Origin of the sequence: Siminovitchia thermophila, assembly GCF_016909185.1 — a bacterium.
Taxonomy (GTDB): Bacteria; Bacillota; Bacilli; order Bacillales; family Bacillaceae_C; genus Siminovitchia; species Siminovitchia thermophila.
Window position 1 is genome coordinate 98618 of record NZ_JAFBFH010000014.1, and the last position, 19825, is coordinate 118442.

Annotated in this window: 17 protein-coding genes and 2 pseudogenes; 14 read left to right on the top strand and 5 right to left on the bottom strand. The window is 40.4% G+C overall.

Translation table 11 applies throughout. The features are described from left to right. Positions 1–79: 79 nt before the first annotated feature. The gene (locus JOC94_RS11495) at positions 80–970 is read right to left on the bottom strand and encodes a LysR family transcriptional regulator (protein ID WP_077110357.1); all 891 of its coding nucleotides are present in this window, start codon (positions 968–970) and stop codon (positions 80–82) included. Between the two features lie 119 nt (positions 971–1089). Here JOC94_RS11495 and JOC94_RS11500 point away from each other — a divergent pair. Together JOC94_RS11500 and JOC94_RS11505 are read left to right on the top strand one after the other, a co-directional pair. After that, positions 1090–1861: pseudogene (locus tag JOC94_RS11500) on the top strand (class I SAM-dependent methyltransferase). Positions 1862–2571: 710 nt separating this feature from the next. Continuing rightward, positions 2572–3741: an MFS transporter gene (locus JOC94_RS11505; protein ID WP_077110363.1), complete on the top strand. Its 1170-nt coding sequence runs from the start codon at positions 2572–2574 to the stop codon at positions 3739–3741. 445 nt (positions 3742–4186) lie between these two features. On the opposite strand, the gene JOC94_RS11510 is transcribed toward JOC94_RS11505, so the two are convergent. Then, on the bottom strand, positions 4187–4624 hold the full coding sequence (locus JOC94_RS11510; RefSeq protein ID WP_077110364.1) for a DUF5392 family protein: 438 nt from the start codon (positions 4622–4624) through the stop codon (positions 4187–4189). A 1014-nt stretch (positions 4625–5638) separates the two neighbouring features. On the opposite strand from JOC94_RS11510, the gene JOC94_RS11515 reads away from it, so the two are divergent. The 4 genes from JOC94_RS11515 (at position 5639) to JOC94_RS11530 (ending at position 10953) form a co-directional block, all read left to right on the top strand. Then, positions 5639–6889 carry a DUF5068 domain-containing protein gene (locus JOC94_RS11515; RefSeq protein ID WP_077110366.1) on the top strand — a complete coding sequence of 417 codons (1251 nt, stop codon included), beginning with the start codon at positions 5639–5641 and terminating at the stop codon, positions 6887–6889. Between the two features lie 355 nt (positions 6890–7244). After that, on the top strand, positions 7245–7925 hold the full coding sequence (locus JOC94_RS11520; protein ID WP_077110368.1) for a response regulator transcription factor: 681 nt from the start codon (positions 7245–7247) through the stop codon (positions 7923–7925). Continuing rightward, positions 7909–9342: a HAMP domain-containing sensor histidine kinase gene (locus JOC94_RS11525; RefSeq protein WP_077110370.1), complete on the top strand. Its 1434-nt coding sequence runs from the start codon at positions 7909–7911 to the stop codon at positions 9340–9342. The genes JOC94_RS11520 and JOC94_RS11525 overlap by 17 nt, the downstream gene beginning before the upstream one ends. 435 nt (positions 9343–9777) lie before the next feature. Beyond that, positions 9778–10953, top strand: coding sequence for a S1C family serine protease (locus JOC94_RS11530; protein WP_077110372.1), 1176 nt, complete (start codon positions 9778–9780; stop codon positions 10951–10953). A 261-nt stretch (positions 10954–11214) separates the two neighbouring features. Here JOC94_RS11530 and JOC94_RS11535 read toward each other — a convergent pair whose 3' ends face one another. Next, a complete protein-coding gene (locus JOC94_RS11535; protein WP_083717367.1) occupies positions 11215–11913 on the bottom strand; it encodes a DUF5058 family protein in 699 nt (232 codons plus the stop codon). A gap of 38 nt (positions 11914–11951) precedes the next feature. After that, positions 11952–13163, bottom strand: a pseudogene (locus tag JOC94_RS11540) (amidohydrolase). Positions 13164–13370: 207 nt separating this feature from the next. On the opposite strand from JOC94_RS11540, the gene JOC94_RS11545 reads away from it, so the two are divergent. Next, entirely contained in the window at positions 13371–14846 is a 1476-nt protein-coding gene (locus JOC94_RS11545; protein ID WP_253191860.1) for an amidase, read from the top strand. A gap of 563 nt (positions 14847–15409) precedes the next feature. On the opposite strand, the gene JOC94_RS11550 is transcribed toward JOC94_RS11545, so the two are convergent. Continuing rightward, a complete protein-coding gene (locus JOC94_RS11550) occupies positions 15410–15568 on the bottom strand; it encodes an aspartyl-phosphate phosphatase Spo0E family protein (RefSeq protein WP_083717369.1) in 159 nt (52 codons plus the stop codon). A 462-nt stretch (positions 15569–16030) separates the two neighbouring features. On the opposite strand from JOC94_RS11550, the gene JOC94_RS11555 reads away from it, so the two are divergent. From JOC94_RS11555 to JOC94_RS11580, 7 genes are all read left to right on the top strand, one after another. Continuing rightward, positions 16031–16405, top strand: coding sequence for a DNA adenine methylase (locus JOC94_RS11555; protein WP_408021917.1), 375 nt, complete (start codon positions 16031–16033; stop codon positions 16403–16405). A 185-nt stretch (positions 16406–16590) separates the two neighbouring features. Continuing rightward, positions 16591–16788: an XtrA/YqaO family protein gene (locus JOC94_RS11560; protein WP_077110374.1), complete on the top strand. Its 198-nt coding sequence runs from the start codon at positions 16591–16593 to the stop codon at positions 16786–16788. Between the two features lie 205 nt (positions 16789–16993). Continuing rightward, positions 16994–18067, top strand: a complete 1074-nt coding sequence (locus JOC94_RS11565; RefSeq protein WP_077110376.1) for a hypothetical protein — start codon at positions 16994–16996, stop codon at positions 18065–18067. A 47-nt stretch (positions 18068–18114) separates the two neighbouring features. After that, entirely contained in the window at positions 18115–18258 is a 144-nt protein-coding gene (locus tag JOC94_RS11570) for a hypothetical protein (protein ID WP_205179397.1), read from the top strand. Between the two features lie 90 nt (positions 18259–18348). Further along, entirely contained in the window at positions 18349–18477 is a 129-nt protein-coding gene (locus tag JOC94_RS23215) for a hypothetical protein (protein WP_268920980.1), read from the top strand. Next, complete coding sequence (locus JOC94_RS11575) at positions 18474–18848, top strand: sigma factor-like helix-turn-helix DNA-binding protein (protein WP_236017068.1); 375 nt, start codon at positions 18474–18476, stop codon at positions 18846–18848. The genes JOC94_RS23215 and JOC94_RS11575 overlap by 4 nt, the downstream gene beginning before the upstream one ends. A 225-nt stretch (positions 18849–19073) precedes the next feature. Further along, positions 19074–19757, top strand: a complete 684-nt coding sequence (locus JOC94_RS11580) for a M23 family metallopeptidase (RefSeq protein ID WP_205179398.1) — start codon at positions 19074–19076, stop codon at positions 19755–19757. The last annotated feature ends 68 nt before the right edge of the window (positions 19758–19825 follow it).

A 19825-nucleotide genomic window follows, 5' to 3' on the forward strand; every position in this document is an offset into this window, starting at 1 on the left:
GGTGCTATCTTCTCTACCCTACTTATTTTACTGCCGGCAAATGGGCGTTGTTTTCGCTGTGCAGTGATCTGCATTTTCTTTATAACGTTTTATTTTTTTCATATATGTTGATAAAAGCTCTGGCATTCATACTGACATATCTATCTTTTTGGTAGGTAAATACTAATGTACGAGTAGGATTTGAACGTAATGGAAAATAGACAAGGGAGCTTTGGCAAGCGCTTTGCTGAATCACCATTTCTGGAACGATGGTAATTCCCAGTCCATGTCCTACAAGCGATTGTGCTGTTTCAATACTGCTAGTTTCATAAGCAATCTGTGGTTCAAACCCATCCCTCGCGCATAATTCCAATACTGTGCGCCGAAAGCCATAACCTTGCTTCAATAAAATGAATGGACAATGGGCAAAATCCTGAATAGACAAGGGAGGCTGTTTTTCTTTTACGGAAAGGTTTTGTGGCAGAACAAGATATAGTGGTTCCGTAAGCATTGTTTTCGTATGTAAACGCGAGTCTTCTATTGGAAGTGACAGAATGGAAACATCCACCACCCCTCTTGCCGTCAAGTCTATTAATGTTTCCGTTGATTCTTCTATGAGTTCCACTTTGACATTCGGATATTGTTGTTTATACGCTTTCAAAAAGGGAGGCAAAATAAGTCCTCCTGTAATCGCGGTAGATCCAATCTTTAATTCGCCCCTTATTCCTTCTTTTCGTTCAAGCATCTCACGTTTTAGATCATGACGCATTTGTAAAATCTTTTCAGCCTTCTTCACAAATACAATACCATCAGGTGTTGCTTGCACTGGAGAGCCGGGCTTTCGGGAAAATAAAGATACACCCAGTTCTTGTTCCAATTTGGCAACTTGTTTACTCAAGGATGGCTGGGCGATATGAAGCTGGTTAGCGGCTTTTGTAAAACTCTTTGTTCTATATATTTCTAAGACATATTCAAACAGTCTCATGTCCATCGCATTCCCTCCATAGCTTACAGCTATTAATATAATAGATTTTATATCTTGGATGAATATTTATTTTATACCTTATAATGAAAATATCAATATTTTTTATTGTGAAGAGGTGTTATGGCATGAATGCTAGCAATGTGTGGAACGCGGATTTATATGATGATAAATTGCATTATGTATCTCATTTTGGGAAGTCCATTGTAGGGCTGCTTCATCCGCAAAAGGAAGAGAGAATCCTTGATTTGGGATGTGGAACAGGGGATTTGTCATATGAAATCTCGAAATCAGGCGCGCTGGTGACAGGAATGGATTCATCAGATGAAATGATTGCCAGGGCTCGTGAAAAATATCCTTCCATACCGTTCTTCATGGGCAATGGTGAAACGTTTAGAACAAATGAAAAGTACGATGCTGTTTTTTCCAATGCCGCCCTTCATTGGATGAAAAATGCTGAAAAAGTCGTCGAATCCATTGAGCAGGCGTTACTGCCTGACGGCCGTTTCGTGGCAGAATTCGGCGGTAAAGGGAATGTCCAAACGGTTATTTGGGGTATAACCGAGGTGCTTGGCCAGGAGTATGGAGTGGATGCAGCAAAAAGAAATCCATGGTACTTCCCCAGTATAGGGGGAATATAGCGCATTATTGGAGCAATGTGGGCTGAATGTAACATACGCCCATCATTTTCTAAGACCGACCGTATTGCCGGATGGAGAAAAAGGACTGTATCATTGGCTGGCTGGTTTTGCAGATGATTTCTTCCCCGAATTTTCCGAAGAAGAAAAAATCGTGATCTATGGCAAAATAAAGGATAAGATTGAACCATATTTATGGAAGGGTGGGGTATGGGAAGCGGATTATAGCAGAATCCAAATCAGCGCAGTGAAGGCATCATGACAAACTTTCATTTCCAACAAGATGGGGCACGGTTAAAAGAAACCTTCATTTGATGGGACCGTGCCCGCTTTATATCATCGAAAGACGTTTGGATAGAGAGTGTAAAAGCGAAAAAGTGCAACGTTCTACAGTTTACAAATATCATCATTGCATTGCTTGCTATTTGTGTTTTTAATGGACATACCCGCTAAAATTCATTGCAACGTCTTAAGATGTCTGCATTATAAGTTGGTTGAACTTTTTCAAACCAACACTGAATGGGATATAATGAATGCTAAAATCAATCGGGGGCGAGGGAAGAAAAATCGATGTTTGTTCTGCCTGATTTGGGGGTTCTTCTCTTTGAAAACCACTGGTGGATACTGTCTTCGGGGCTCGTCAGTAATGCTAAATTCAGCCTCCGGAGGAAATCATGATTTGACCGTAGCATCTATGCCCCGGTTTGCGCTGGTAGGCTAAGAAAATCATGGAATGACAAAACCAGACTTTTTGGACCCTCTTATTTTGCGGATGATTAACAAGAGATTCAATCAATATGTGGAGAAAATTCTTATTTTTTTCTCCGCATTTTTTTGGGGCTTTTATCCTGATCTTCTTTTTTTTTCGCAGAGATACAGAATTTTGTTTCAAAACGATTGACTCTCCTCCTTGGAAAGGATTATATTGTTTCTTGGATATTCCTTAATGGAATAACAGAAGGAGATAGTCAGATGAAAAACCAAAATATGACGTTAACCATATTACTTATAAATCTTTTTATTGCCTTTTTGGGGATTGGGCTGGTCATTCCGGTCCTTCCGACCATTATGAATGAATTAAAGTTATCGGGCTCGGTTGTGGGAAATCTGGTGGCGGCCTTTGCCATTATGCAATTGATCATGTCACCGATCGCGGGGCGCTGGGCAGATAAGTACGGGCGTAAAAAGATGATTGTCTACGGCTTGTTCATTTTCAGTCTTTCCGAATTGTTGTTTGGGCTTGGTAAAACAGTCGAGGTTCTCTTTGCTTCCCGCTTTCTTGGCGGTATAAGCGCGGCGTTTATCATGCCGGCGGTTACAGCGTTTATTGCTGATATTACAACAATGGCGACCCGCCCGAAAGCACTGGGCTACATGTCGGCCGCCATTTCGACGGGGTTTATTATTGGCCCGGGGCTGGGGGGATTTTTAGCTGAAATTGGACCGCGGATTCCTTTTTTTACTGCGGCCGTATTTGCGTTGATTGCGGCGGTTTTATCCATGTTTACTCTTCGTGAGCCGGAGCGGAATCGGGATGAGGCGGCCCTTAATCAAAAAGCCGGTCTCAAACGGATGTTTATCCCGATGTATTTTTTCGCTTTTATCATTATTTTCATTACGGCATTCAGTTTGGCGGCCTTTGAATCATTATTTTCTCTCTTTGTTGACCATAAATTTTCCTTCACGCCAAAAGATATTGCGATCGTCATTACCGGTGGTGCGATTGTGGGGGCGGTTGCGCAGGTCGTCTTTTTTGACCGCTTGACGAAACACTTGGGCGAAATCGGCTTAGTGCGGTATTGCCTGATCGTTTCGGTCATACTTGTTTTCCTGATGACTACTGTCACTTCTTACTTCCACATTCTTTTTGTCACATTTATCATTTTTGTCGGTTTCGACCTGATTCGCCCGGCCATTACATCTTATTTATCCAAAATCGCCGGCGATGAACAAGGGTTTGTAGGCGGCATGAACTCGATGTTTACAAGCATTGGAAATGTGTTGGGTCCGATTATTGGCGGCATCTTATTTGATATAGATTTAGATTACCCTTTCTATTTTTCATCCGTCTTTTTATTGGTCGGTGTCGCGCTGTCACTTGCTTGGAAAAAGCCGGAACAAGAGTCGTCTAGTCCTGATTGATGGGTTTTGATGGCAATTTTTGGCACCATGAATAAAAAAAACGGCAGGGACTTGAATGCCTGCCGTTTTTTGTTTAAGCGCAGATTCGCGCATTTTAAGATGATCTAAGGGCTTCGGCCAAAAACCGATTTGGTTATTTGCAGCACATGGAACAGATCTTTTCGTTGGAAATGTTCAAGCTCTTTCGGTCGATTTAGGATGCTTTGGAGTTTTCGCGGTCTTGATGATTGGCGTTAATCCACGAATGAATGTTTCCAATCTTCAACGGCCGTTTAGCAGGCCGCCTCTATGAATAGGAAATTGCCGCTTTCTTGCTCTGCCAGTTCAGTGAGCCAGTAGCAATGGAATCTTCTTTATGGATAAAAAGCTTCCGTGCGTTTCATGATGGGAGATGGAAGTCTCGAACAACGGAACTCTTGAAAACTCCGGATTAATGTTTGTTTCTTTATGGATGAAAATAATGGTTTTCTTTGTTTTCGGCTTCCAAAAACTTAACAAAATAGTTGATGGCCAAAATGGGAGATTCTTTTACCAATGACGTATATTTCCTTTTCAAGGAAGCGGAAGCGATATCGCTTTTTTCAATACGGTTAATTACATAATCCGCACTGACTTTTTGAATTTCTTTGCGTTGTAGCTTTGCTTCTTTCAATAACGCCATGCCAAGTGCTCCTATTATGGCATAAAGGATGATCGCCAGGATCATTTTTTGCTTATCGGGAATGAGAAATAAAACCGTTACCAGGTTGAAAATGGAGATAAGGATTAAAGGGATTGACCAAAATCCATACTTCGATGCCTTTTTTAAGAGCGGGGCGATTTTCTCATTCAGCTGTTCAAGTTCCCTCTGGATAAAAGGAGGGATATTTGTCATCGGAAACATGAGATTCACTCCTCTTATTCATTTTGAATCAGCGACAGTTCTATGATCTGCCGCAAGGTAAAAAAGCGTTTCCATCTATTTATCTTTAAACAGCAATCGGAAAGTTGTGGGAAAAAGGACTCCTATTCCATTGCCTTGGGTTCGTGTGGAAAAGTCTGCCTATTTTGAAGACCCGGGAACCAAGTACCCAAGTAGCGGAAAAATCATTCGATACTCGCATCTTCATTTGGTTTAAGTCAATTAGGTCTTTTTAGTTTGTCATCGCACGTTACGAGCGACAGCGTTTGCTGGTTGGTTTGTCTCTGTTCTAACGTTTCATCGGCTAACGTTCGACGTGGAACTTATCGTATACAACTTTTTGCATGTAATATCATTATATTAACAGTACTTTTATAAGGATTCCACCTATTACAAGTTCCATTTTATCAATATTTTGAAGTTTTGCTAGGTAACCTACTTTATTCGTTTCTTTGGACTGTATGAAAAAGTGAGAAGTTGTCATCATCCTCATTACACATTATATGACTGCGCTCCACTCATATTAGGATAGATTAGTGTATTAAAAAATCGTCAAACTAACGACAAGTATTGCATTGAATATAAGCTAATGCAATCTATTAAGAAGTTGATTTAACGCTTCAAATAGATAGGAAACAATCCAGAGAGCCGTGGCATTCCCTACTTTTACCATAGCCCAGCCAACAACTCCAAACCATATACACGAAAATCCGATTGCCCTCTTTAAATTCATGGTATGTTCCACGAAATGCATTTCTTTTGTGACATGGTGTGTAGTAAGTTGTGAAATGGATATTCAAAATTCCAATAGGAATACTCAGGTTACGCCGATAGCATGTTTTTTTTGTATAAAAAAGGAAATACCTGAATCAAAGTAACTATTTACCTGAATTTGTCCGTTTGGGTCATTTGTTTCGTTTTCCCTCAAATTCCCCTCAGATCACTTGGATAATGCTATGATGTGTTAGAAAATTAATTGTAAAAGGGGACAATAGCATGAATGTAAAAAAATTAACCTTATACGCAATTGCCTTAATGATCCTTTTGTTGGGAGCATGCGGAAGTAAGGAAGATGACAAAAAAGGCGAGTCAAAGCCTGCCGCGACAGAAGAGAAAGCGGATAAAGCAAAAGAAAAAGAGGATGAACAGAAAGCAGACGAGAAAGACTCCGCCGACAAAGAAGACGATGGCGCTGTTTTGAATCCGTATATCGAAGAGGAAACCGGCGGAGATGTCGAGGTTGTGTATACAAACAAAAATCCCGGGCTGAAACATGCTTACAAGGATGATGTAACAATTGAGATTGATGAATACCAAATTGTCCGTGTATCGAATATGAATGAGTCGCGGAAAGCGGATTTCGACGATCAAGATGAAGGGTATGTACTCACCTATAAAATGACATTAGATAACCAATCAGATGAAGATGTCTATTTCTCACAAGGAGTGACACTGCAATCAGACGATGGCGTGGATGACCTTGGTAAAAGACAACATTTGGTTGACAGAGATAAATGGCTGAAGGATGAAAGCACGGAAAATGTTTCCCAGTTTTCAAAAGGGAAAAGCTTCACAGGGATGATCGCCCATACGATGACGAAAGCACAATTTGATAAATTGACTGCTCCTACTTTAACAATTGATAAGTTATTCTTGAATGACGATGTAGCTCAAACACTGGGGGAAGAGGCTGTATTCAAATTGCCTTTTAACGAAAAGGGTACCGAGAAAGCCGAAACATCATCGACGTTGTACCAAGATAAAATGGTGACAGACAATATTGCGGATAAAGAGGTCTTTTTTGAAAAGACGGATATTAACGAAACAAAAGAAATAGATGGCGTTAAAATTACGCTCGACGGCGTTCAGTATGCGAATGTGACCCCGACGGCAGCACACGCAGAAAGATTTACAAACTTCGGAGACGGTGAATTAGTTGCATTGACAGTAAAAACAACCATTGAAAATGGCAGTGAGACTCCTTTTGATAAGTTTTTCATTGAAAGAAAATTGACCGTTGATGAAAACCGCGGAACGATGTTGAACCAAGGCATGCTGGAGCCGAATTATAGCGGATTATTCAATCCTGGGGACAAAGAAGAAATTTTGACCGTCTTCTTGTTTAGAAAAGATGAATTTGACATCTTTAAAAAGTTCCAACTTCAAGTTGGACCGCTTGCTGATGAAAATGCGAAAAAGCTGTTCAAGGAAAAATCCGTTACATTTGACATACCTATGAAACAATAGAGGGTTCGATCCGTTTCAAAATGATGGATTCATTTTGAAACGGATTTTTTTCGTTGGCGGGTTTTACATGATCATTGATGGTATGAGTTCATCACTTTTGACATCGTAAGCCCAATTTGCCTGGACTCATTTTTTTTACAAAAAATAAGAACCATCATCAGAAGAGGCGGTTTCACAGTATAAGGAGAAAATTGCTGGGCACATCCCATATAAAATGGGTATTGGTGGAGAATGCTTCTTCGAAGTTTCATGTTTATCAAACTTGACATGTCGCTGACATCTTTTCATGATATAGTCAATAAACCAAAAGAGTGGCCGATTGGTACAACCGGTCAGAGACATTGGAGATGGAAAGATGGAAACCATACTGATTGTAGAAGATGAATATCCTATTAGCCAAGTGTTAAAGGTGTACTTAAGAAAGGCCCATTTTCAAACAGAGCTGGTTTCAAACGGAAAAGAAGCGTTAATCAAGTTTGATGAAGTAAAACCGGCTTTGGTATTGCTGGACGTGATGCTTCCGGGAATCGATGGCTGGGAAATATTAAAAGAAATCAGAAGAAAAAGCGATTGTCCAGTTATTATGTTGACGGCGCTCGGGGAAGCAAATCACCGGGTGGATGGTTTGAACAAGGGGGCAGATGATTACATTTCCAAACCGTTTATTGGAGATGAAGTGGTGGCAAGAGTAAAGGCGGTTTTGCGAAGAGTGAAACGGGATCACCATCAAGTGAAGCAATATGGACATTTGGCAATAGACCTTCAGGCTCATCGGGTGACAGTAAATGGAACAGAAATCAGTTTAATACCGCGGGATTTATCGTTGTTGCTTTTTCTGGCTGAACATCCTAATCAAACATTCACAAGAGATCAGTTGATCGAGCACGTATGGGGCTGGGAATATGAAGGCAGTGACCGCGCGGTTGACTTATCGATTAAACGTTTAAGGAAGTCTCTTAAGGATTGGCCCAAAGAAGAAGGAGAAATCAGAACACTCAGGGGATTGGGGTATCAGCTTAGTGTCAAAAACGACTAAAAAAAGGGTGCCGCTGCAACGTTATTGGACGACGCGATATTTGCTTACCATTTTGGTTGGCTTAACAATTATCGCAGTGGTATCAGCCTTGTGGATCAGACATACGACATTGAAAAACAGATTACATATGATGGAATTTATGGCTGAGGAAATGGTGAGCCGAATGGTCAATCAGCAGGATCGCGAAATGCTTCCTGGTGAAAATTCGTCCGGTCTGTTTCCTGAACGTGGGCACTTGATGGATATGGAAAAAAATCCATTGATTTACATTGCTGACCCGCAAGGAATTATTCTGGCGAGCAACCGTCCGGAACATCCTTGGCAAGGACGGCTGGATGCTGCAATTCTCAACGAGGAAAGTGATGTGCAAAAGCTTTCGGAAGATGGGGGAGTCGAGCCCTTGTATGTCGTGAAAAAGCCGATAGAATCGGAATCTGTTTTATTCGGATGGGTTGTAATCGCTGAAACGGAAAGTAATTTGACGAAAGTGAAACAGGAATACCGTCAGCTTTTCATTATGATTATCGGCCTTGCTTTGCTCGGTTGGGCTGCTATTTATATTGTATCCAGGAAGTTATCCCACCCCATTCAAGAGGTTTCTAAAGCGGCCCGACAAGTTCGAAATGGGGACTATCAAATCAGTCTTCCAAACGATGCCAAGGCGGAAGAAGTACATGAACTAATCCATTCCTTTAAAGAAATGTCGCAGCAGCTTCAAAAGCTGGAAGCTCTTCGCACCGAGCTATTGGCGGGAGTGACACATGAATTGAAAACACCGGTAACATCCATCAGCGGCCTATTGCAAGCTGTGAATGACGGTGTCGTCAGTGGAGAAGAAGCGAAAGAGTTTCTGGAAATTTCCTTAAAAGAAACGGCGAAAATGAGAACAATGGTGGAGGACTTACTGGCTTTCAACTCTTTTGCGGCAAGCGCTGTTCCTGTTTCTTTAAAGACTCAATCACTTAATAAACTTGTCAAAGATGCTGTCCACCAATGGAAAGTGGGACAAGAACTGGGAGATTTGGTTGTGGATGTTGAGTTGCTTCAGGAAGAAGAGAATGTCCGAGTAGATCCTGTAAGATTTCAGCAAATTATGACGAACCTTCTAAACAATGCCAAGCAGGCGATGGACCCGCCAGGAAAAATAGAAGTGACCGTCAAAAAATCGATCAATACTCTGCACGTTGATATAAAAGATACAGGAAGCGGAATTCCACAAGAAGAACAGCCTTTCATCTTTGAACGATTTTACCGCGGCCATGAGAAAAAATATAAAGTGGGAGGATTGGGGCTAGGACTCCCGTTCAGCAAAATGGTGGCCCAGGCCATGGATGGCGATTTGGAGCTGATTAAAAGCACTCCAACAGGCACGATTTTCAGGATATGCTTACCAAAGATCGCTTCATCATTTATATAAACTGCTATTTTTACATCCAGCAGTTTTATTTTTTTATAAAAAATGCATAAAATAAGACCGAATCGTTTGGTTGGGCGGAAAGGAACGACCAAGTGCAGGCGATCTTGCCAGGGTGTCGCCAACAGGACGTTCAAGTGTCACGAGAAGGAAAGGCCTGCCAGCGTCTCATCGCACGGAAGGAAAAGCACCAACTCTGAAGATTGTGGGTGTGGCCATTAACTGGAGATCGCCAACAGTCAGATTAACTGTGCTGCTGCGGCACTAAGGCATATTCATCATGATATGGAGAAGACAGCAGACATGCTGAAGTGGCTAAAAACGCCTTTTATCCCGCCTTGCGCTTTTCTTTTAAAACAACGCAAGCCGGACATCTGTTTGACACACTGTCTCTTTATAGTAGTTTATATAAAAGCACTTATTGGAGGGTGTTAAAAGATGGACAAGCAAGTAAATAAAAGATCAGTCGTTAAACGGTTTTTATCAACGGCCGCCGCGGGAATGATCGGTGCAGTCATTACACTGGCTTCTTTACAGTATATAGGTGGTTTTCAATCAAGTTCTCAAAAAGTGAATGAAACGGCTCCATCCAACGTCAATACGCAAAATGTCTCGGCCCAATCTGTTTCATTTGCTGATATCGTTGAGCAAGCTTCCAAAGCTGTTGTGGGAGTAGTAAGTGAGAGGCGCAGCAACGACCCGTTTCAACGAGCGGCTGGTGAAACGTCTGGAAGCGGCTCCGGAGTCATTTTTAAAAAGACAGATGATGCCGTCTATATAGTGACCAATAATCATGTGATCGAAGGAGCAAATCAAATAAATATCTCTTTACAAGACGGCAAGGAAGTCGCGGCGGAACTCGTTGGCACCGATCCGTTAACAGATATTGCCGTATTAAAAATGAAAAAAAGTGACGGCATCACACCAATACGCTTCGGGGATTCCAGCTTGCTCCGGGCGGGCGATCAAGTCGTTGCGATCGGAAATCCGCTGGGGCTTGATTTGTCTAGAACGGTTACTCAGGGGATTGTCAGTGGGGTGAATCGTACTATCGAAATGACGACCTCTGCGGGTGCTTGGAACTTTGACGTCATCCAAACTGATGCCGCGATCAACCCCGGAAACAGCGGGGGCGCCCTTATTAATACAAAAGGGGAACTTGTAGGCATTAACAGCTTGAAAATTGCCGAAAAGGGTGTGGAAGGATTGGGGTTTGCCATCCCGAGCAACCAAGTTTCCCGGATTACGGAAGAATTGATTAAAAACGGGCAGATTGTCCGCCCTTATTTAGGTGTAAGTGTCATGAGCCTGGACAAGGTTCCATCCGTCTATTTGGAGAATCTTCCCGAAAATGTTAAAGAGGGAGTCTTGGTTGTTTCAGTAGATGAGGGCAGTGAAATAGCGAAAGCGGGATTGAAAGCCCAAGATGTCATTGTTTCTGTTAATGGAAAAGCGATTAAGAGCGAGAGTGACCTTCGTAAAGTTTTATATACAGAGATGAACATTGGTGATGAAGTATCATTGGACGTCTACCGATTGGGGAAAAAACAAACGTTCAACGCGAAGCTTGCTAGCAATCAGCAACTGGAAATGAAAAATGATAGCAACTCTTAGAAAAGCTTAATAGGCTCGCATTTATGGCGGTATGTGATTTTGCGGCTGGGAGAAACGGCACCTAAATGCCCGATTGGTTCAACTAACATTCAGTAGGAGCCCTACTGAATAAAGTTTCACTTTATCCCGCATGTAAGGTGCCGTAAAAAAGCCTCCCACTTCAAAATCTTGAGTGAATACAAAAGGTCTATTTTGTTTGTAATACGTTTTGTGGATCAAGGGCCTCCTCATAAAAGAACTTCTAAAAACATTGCTTCCCGGTTAAATGAGAGACATAAGGTAGCCGCTATACATGCCAACCATCATTGCTATGGCCAATGACCATTCTTTTAACCAAGTTTTACCGGTCTTTTTAGCAATGAATAATGTAAAAATGGCCATAAATCCTGCAACCGCCGAACTGATGTCTATGACCATTTTTTCAACAGCCAGGTAACCAAAAGCACCCATCATGGCAGCCGCGGAAACGATCCCCATTAACTTTGGGTTTTTGGCTTTCAGTTTGTTTTGAACATTTCCGAGAGATTTTGTAAAAAGAAAGGTAAATAGGAGCCAGCCCATTCCACCAAGACACATGGTCCAAACAACGGTTGAAAAAGCTTCAACTGTAAAAGATTCGGTTCTCAGACTGCTGCCAAAAGCGTTTGCGCCTATTTCGGCTGCGGCAGCTTCAGTTGATGCCGATCCTATAATGCCAATTCTCATCATGGTTAAGGGCGACCCGATTAATGCAATCAGAGAAATGATCACAATCCCGATGCCAAAAGATGGACCAATAGAACCGATCAATCCGGTTTTGATCGCGATTTTCACTTCTTTGGATGTCATCCCAACTTCGATCGCCGCTTTTTTAGCCAACCTTATAAACATCAATGCTTGGAAGATCACGATGCATATAACAGTAAACGCAATCATCCATAGAGGAACTGTACTGAAAGCTGTCATTACTTCTTTTGTCATGAACCTGTTCTCCTGTCAACTGTTTTATCGGAAAACGGTTATTGGATCGTTTCTTTATCCGTAGATGAAGCATGTTCTTTTGTGGATAGGTAGTTTAATACTAAGCCGATAAAAAGTTTGCCGATATACAGGATTGCTTTTTCATCCACATCAAATCTTGGGTGATGATGGGGGTGGACTTTCTCTTGATCATCCAAAGCTCCGCCTACCCAGAAAAAGGAACCTGGCACCTCTTTTACATAATAGGCGAAGTCTTCCATTCCCATTTGGGCCGGTTTGTGTTGAACTCTTTCCTCTCCAAATAATGAAATCGCCACTTTTTCCACCCGTTTCTTCGGGATGGTTTACAACAGCAGGATAGCCGCGCACATATTTGTAATTGACCGTTGCGCCAAGCCCGCCGCAAGTTGAAATTGAAATCTGTTCGATCGCTTTTTCAATATGGTTGCGGACACTTTCCTTAAACGTTCTTACCGTACCGGTCAATATTGCCTTGCCAGGAATCACGTTATAGCCTTTGCCCCCGTGGAATGAAGCTACGGTGACCACGGCAGAATCTATTGGATCAACTTGCCTACTGACAATTTGTTACAAGTTTAAAAGCAATTGGCTGCCTGCGACAAGGGGATCGACTGTCAGGTGGGGAGTAGCCGCATGACCGCCTTTTCCACAAATTTCAATTTCAAATATATCTCCATTGGCTATCGTATATCCTTCTCTTATGCCAACCGTCCCAAGCGAATCCAGCGAGCTGACATGAACTCCATATACAACATCAACGTTTTGTAAACAGCCATACTCAATCATGGATTTGGCTCCACCCGGAATCACTTCTTCCGCGAATTGATGAATAAAAACAACATTTCCTTCTAGGGATTCCCGGTTTTCACTTTATACTTTTGCGACACCCAAAAGAGCGGCTGTGTGCAGATCATGTCCGCAGGCATGCATGACACCAGGGATGCGTGATTTATATTCAACATCTTTTTCATCTTGAATGGGCAATACATCGAAATCAGCCCGCAGTGCCACTGTCTTCCCGGGTTTGCCTCCTTTCAGCAATCCAACCACCCCACGGCCGCCCACACCTGTTTTGCCTTTAAGCCGATAGAAGATAGATAGTCTGCAATTTTTGCGGGTGTGTGTATTTCCTTATGGGAAAGTTCCGGATACATATGTAAATCTCTTCTAAACTTGATCAATTCAGGATATATCTCTTCCAGTTTTGTAAAATACTGTTCCTGTAACAAGTGGCATCCCCCTTATCAATATTGGTTTGGTGTCCTTGTGCTTAAAAAAACCGCCTCCTTTCAACCTTCTTGATTGAATTTTATATGTAAATAATCGAAAAATTAAATTAAATAAAATAGATTACTTTGATGTTAGGGATATTAACGAAGGAATATTGCGGTAAACTCTGACTTTTTATACAATATAAAAAAACTGGAGAGATTGTAGTGGTGTTACGGACTATCAATCAAGCATGGGGTGAGGGCGGTATGGATCAGATTTGTTTTTATTCTTTGCGCAAGCTGTCAAAAGCGATTCAAAATCGGGAGTTGTCTGCCCGTGAAGTAATGCAGGCGCACTTGGAACAAATTGAGAAGGTGAATCCAAGTGTAAATGCAATCGTTTCTCTGGATGAAGAGAGAGCACTAAAAGAGGCGGACAAAGCAGATTGTATGCTTGTTTCAGGAGAAAGAACAGGCCCTTTTCATGGACTCCCGATCGCGATTAAAGATACTCATAACGCCAAAGGTTTTCCCATGACATGTGGTTCGCGGACTTTGCGTGACAACGTTTCGAGAGAGGATGATCTCATTGTTGAGCGGTTAAAAAACAGCGGCGCCATCGTCATAGGAAAAACGAATGTTCCTGAGTTTGGTGCGGGTGCCCATACATTTAACGAGGTATACGGTGCCACAAGAAATCCGTATCACCTTCAGCGCACTGCAGGAGGAAGCAGTGGAGGGGCTGCTGTAGCGGTTGCGACCGGAATGATTCCCTTTGCGGATGGCAGTGATATGGGAGGGTCATGCCGCTTTCCGGCTGCATTTAATAATGTGGTGGGAATGCGACCATCGCCTGGACGAGTGCCTTCATACCCAAAAGCGGCGCCTTACTCGACGTTGGGCGTACAAGGGCCGATTGCCCGAAATGTGGAAGATGCGGCTTTTATGATGTCGGTTATATCGGGTTATGATAACCGGTCACCAATTGCGATACATGAATCAGGAGAGAAATTTTCAGAGCCGTTTAAAGAAGAGGTAAGCGGCCTAAGGGTGGCATGGACTTGCGACTTTGGCGGGGAAATTCCTGTTGATCCAGAGATCAGAAACAACCTTCAGGAGCAAATAAAGGTCTTTACTGATTTGGGATGCCATGTAGAAGAAGTGAATCCGGACCTGGCAGAAGCGGATGAAGTATTTCATACTTTACGAGCCTGGGAATTTGAAATGTCCAATCATGAATTGTTTGAACGGTTTAGCGAATTAATGAAGCCGAGTTATGTCTGGAATTTCAACAAAGGCCGCAAACTCCGCGGGATTGATATTGGGAGAGCCGAGAGGCTTCGCAATGAGTTGTACCACCGAATGAGAGTCTTTTTTGAAAATTATGATGCGTTGATTTTGCCAGTCAGCCAAGTTCCGCCTTTTGATGTAACGATCGAATATCCAACGGAAATAAACGGAGTTCGGATGGAACATTACATAGACTGGATGCGGTCTTGCTGTTACATTTCCGTGCTGGGCAATCCGGCTTTGTCCGTGCCTGCGGGGTTTACTTCCGACGGTCTTCCGATCGGGCTCCAAATCGTCGGCCCATATCATGGAGACTACGAAGTATTGCATATTGGTTATGCCTTTGAACAGGCTACTCGCTACGGAGATAAACGTCCCGACATAGCGGTGGAAGCACGTTCCCATTCATAAGAAGCATGAATCCCTACATTGTGTTGATCATCCATTGCTAACAACGGGCATGAGGATGGAATTTTCCGGTTATCGTCCCCAAAGCGTTTATGATTCAAAGATTTTCCGTCTTCCTGGGTTACCCGAACACAAGTGACGCATTTGCTTGTACAGAGGGCGATTGGCGGCGACACCTAAAATGGCTGGAAACCCTGAATACAGCTTAGGCACATAAAGCAGAGGCGATGGACAATCAAATGGAGACTTTCTCCTATATGTCCGTCCCTGTATATGTAGAGAGCACCCAACTTGGAAGCCGCACATTTCTTTTTAATACAGTCGCTCTTTTTTATAAAACTTAATCCTTTATCTAAAAATAAAAAATCTCCATGTGGTTTCTTTCTTCATAAAAGGTGTTGATAGTGGAGCGTGTCCCAGAAAGCGCCTCAATGGCTTTTTCTGTAATATAGGGTCGCTCTTTTTTTGATTTTACAACATAAAAAAGCTTGTAGGGACTCTACAAGCTGAGCGTATGATGCTCTTTTTCTATTTAATCTTAAAAATTACTTTTAAAATGATAACATTTAAATCACTTGATACTTATTTAAAACTATATCAAGCTTTTTGCTTAATTCGACCGTCTGATTATTGTTTAGACCTTTTGCAATTCCGATGCGAACCATTTCTTTTCTCAAAGCGTTGATTTCAACTAATAGCGCTTCTTTTCCTTTAGCTTTGTTCATCCCTACTTCTCCTTTGTAAGTAATAGAAAACTTGCGGCGGGAAAATAGTCATCCGATACAGTGTCATACTTGAGATACAAAATGATTCCCGAATATATTTGGGCTAATCAAACGATTACATGAATTATACCATATGTTGAGTGGTGTTTTCTATATAGATACAATATATTGTTTCTTGTTTACTAAAAGATTTTTGTTTATCTTTGACGAAAATTGGCAGAGGACCTTGATATAGGACAAAAGGTTTAGTCGGTAACAGTAAAAAAGCACCTGCTCTAGGTGCCTTGTATGTTAATGAAAAGGTTGGTTGATCGTTTGTTTATTCAAGCATTGTAAAAATGTTCATATCTCAAATGAAAAAGCGGTTGCGCTTTTGTCTATCAAAACCTATATAATGGCGGAGAATGGGATAATCTACCCGAGAAAATAATCAAGGTGGCAAGTAGGTTGAAATAAGCCCAAATTGAAAACCAACCAGCAGTAAAGTTGCTAGAACGATATAAAAGAAAAGAGGTTTTAGTGTATGCTGACCAACCTTACATTATTGAAACCCGCACAAAACGACATTACAAGCACGAAATGACACTTGATGATCATATCGAACTACTTGAAGTGTTAAACCATCATCCAGGACCTGTTTTGTTATCAGGGTATGACCACGAATTATACAATAACGCACTGGTTAATTGGCATAAAGAAACAATGACTGTATCTGCAGAAGCTGGAGCAAAGAGACAAGAAGTCCTCTGGATCAATCCAGTTGCTGCAGAGAAAGGGTTCTTCCATCGAATTGGACGTGATCCCATGCAACAAATAAATCAAGGCATGTGGGATTAAAATGGAATGAGATTTATACTAGTCCACTTTCCTAATAGATAAACCAATATAAAAAATGCAATTATTGAAAAGACTGCCTTCTTCAATGGACTCTATCCTTTCATCGGTAATGAAAAAAAGCCAGGATTCCTCCCGGCAAAGATTTTATGCATATTGATTATACCATATACGGGAGGGTATCTGTCATGAAGATACAAGATATAGAGATAAACGGTCGAAAAAGGTTAGAATTTGATATAATGGATATACCATCCAGCTGTGTAATCGTCATCTGCGATGGGAAAGCAAAAATTAGAGAGCTTCCTCCTTTCGGTGAATATAAAATTGTTACTCACCAAGGGAAGGTGAAGCGGATGCGGAGGGAAGAGGGGGAGGAGTTTTAAGAGAATAAATACAGTCTTAACACCAGATACCATAAAAATTTTTGTATAAATAATTGGATCAATAGAACCTAAAGTAAGTCATTGTTAAAATTAGTAAAAGAGTGCATAGAAAAAGATAATTAAAATTTTTATTATCAAAATAAGTTTGTAGATTTACAGTGAATTAGTTAGACAGTATATAAAATAAAGAAGGTGGAATTCCAAATTGCAAAAAGCAAAGCCGTATATACAGTTTATTATTACGAGTTTAATACTTTACTGTATATCTCTTCTTTTCATGATGATAGCTATAAAAATAATGATCATTCTATTTGGTTCAGTAAATAATACAACACTAATAAATATATTTATAATGTTATTGTTCGTTTTAGGATACATAGTATACCATGTCTTAATGAATATCTTTGCTTCACAAAAAAATTTAAGGGTAGTAAAAAGTAATTTATTAACTTGGCTTACTGTTATAGCAATATTTATAGCTTTCTATTCTATTTTTATTCAAGTTATTCACTTTGATAATATTGATGTACAGAGGTTTTTAAGTCATTTGTTGGCATTCTTTTTATTTCCTAATATATACTTAAAACTTATCTCAAATAAATTAAATTCTAAATTTCAACACGAAAAAGTTGATGAAGTTCAAAAGAATAAAAATATGTCATGGATAAAAACATGGACTATACTTTATCTAATTAGTTTATTGGTTCTTATTGCAGGTCTAGTCGTTATTGTTCTTGGAGCATATAAAAAAGAAGTCGCTTTAGTGGTATCAGGGATAGGTTTAGTTGGTTCATTTGTGGGTATGTATGCAAGTGCTACAAACACAAAGATGCAACAGGAAAAAGACAGACCGTATATAATTTTAAGAGCTAATGAAGATAGATATGGAGTGCTTCAATTAGAGTTATATAATGTTGGAAATAATACTGCAATTATTAAAGAAGTGAACTTAGAAAAAGATCCCGACATAATCTCTGAAGGTACACTTAAATCAAACTCTATAGGTATGGTTATCCATGGTAAAGGTAGTGTTTTGTTCCCATATATAGTATTTGATAATGAAAATTACAGTGAGAAATATATTGATATTAAAGGATCGATAAAATATTATGACCTATCAAGGGAAATATTTTCTAATCAGATAAGGCTTAACTTAAAAAACATAAAGCAAGAGTTGGCAAACAAGAAGGAATCTATTAAACGAGATTACGAAATAATAAAAAATATAAAATACTTGAAAGATATAAGTGAAAGTTTGAAAAATAAAAAAAGCGAATGATAACAGGGTGATATTCTCAGTTCTACCAGCCATCTGGAGGACACTGAATGACGCGTTGTTTGGTGTCCTTTTTATTTGTTAAAAGGAGTGTTCAAGTGAATCCGCCATTTAGAACCATTAAGGGAATGGAAACGGAGCATCAGGATGTGAGCAAAGCAGGAAGCCGCAGAAACGGCGTACTGAGAAGTTAACGGAATTAGACTTAAAAGCCTAATTGATGGAAGCAGGCCGACATACAGAAGACACAAAGGTTCATTTAGGCAGCGTTAGGAGGTCTATTTATGCTGAATTGGGCAGACAGATTGATCCAAGAATATTTGGACGGAAAAAGCCAGCTTATTAGATTGTATAAAAGTTTGGATAAAGCGGATCCTGTTGATCAAGAGATAGAAAAAGAATTAGTAGCATGATTGACGATATGGACTTTGCCATTGAGTGGCTAGAAACTGGCTGGCAGCCAGGGACATATCGAGGGGTTGACAAAAAAACGATATATCAAATACGTTCGCTTGAGTGTATGGATTCAATCCCTGATATTACAGAGCAATTGGAAGATGCTACCGAACGAAAGTCAAAAATGACAAGAGAAGAAAAAGTTATTCTTGCGGATATTCTCTCATCATTTTCTCTACGGGAACGGCAATGCTATATTTTGCACGTAGCACATGGAATGAGTTGGGCAGCAATTTCCCATGAATTAGGAATAAGCAAAAGCACTGTACAAGCGTACATTAAACGAGCTAGAAATAAGGTGGGAAAAAGAATAAATGAGGTAGGATGATATTTTATGTCATGCGGTTGTCATGCGAAGTCTGTATAAGTGAAGAGTGTTTTTGTATCTGGCGGCGCTGTCCCTTGGAAAAGGATGGCGCTAATTTGTTTATCATATTCAGTGGCGTTTACTGTCGTTATTTGACGGAAGAAACTGGAAGGATATTCATAAATAAAGTCGAAATTTCATTTAGTGAGGTACTTCTTGCTATTAAAATAAAAGGGAGATGTTAAATTGAAAGTCTTGAAGAAACATGTTTTAATTGTCGCTTTACTAATTGGGGCATTATTTTTTGTAGGAAATAATGCAAGTGCTGCAGTAAATAATGCATTCATAAAACCAACTGAGGGTGTTTTGACTCAAGGGTTTAAGAAAGGAGTTCATAATGGTGTTGACATTGCCAAGAGAGGCTATGTCAAAGTGGTTGCATCAGCTTCTGGGACAGTAAGTCGATCTGAGTACTCGCAATCTTATGGTCATGTGATTTATATAAAACATAATATTAGAGGAGTAAATTACGAAACAGTTTACGCCCATCTTTCAAGACGAAACGTCAAAGTAGGAGATAAAGTATATCAAGGTCAGATGATTGGGTTAATGGGGAATACCGGAAATTCCAAAGGTCAACATTTGCATTTTGAAATTCATCAACCTTCATGGAATGGCTCTAAATCATATGCTTTAAATCCTATGAATTATATTTCGAATAGGGAGGGTAAATTTAAGTCAGGTAATTTTACATACCAGGATGGAACAGAGGATATACTTGTTTATCCTATTTCATACGGGAGTAATACAGACTTAACATTAAATATTACTTCAAAAAGTGCTACAAAAGGAGAATATACTGTTTATCTTCAAAGAAAAATTAATAATAAATGGGAAAATGTTTGTATTTGGCAAGTAAAAAATGTATGAAATGGCATTTAAAAATGCATGCCACTTGTCGCCTCCAATTATTGCTGTATTAATGATTCTTTATAACG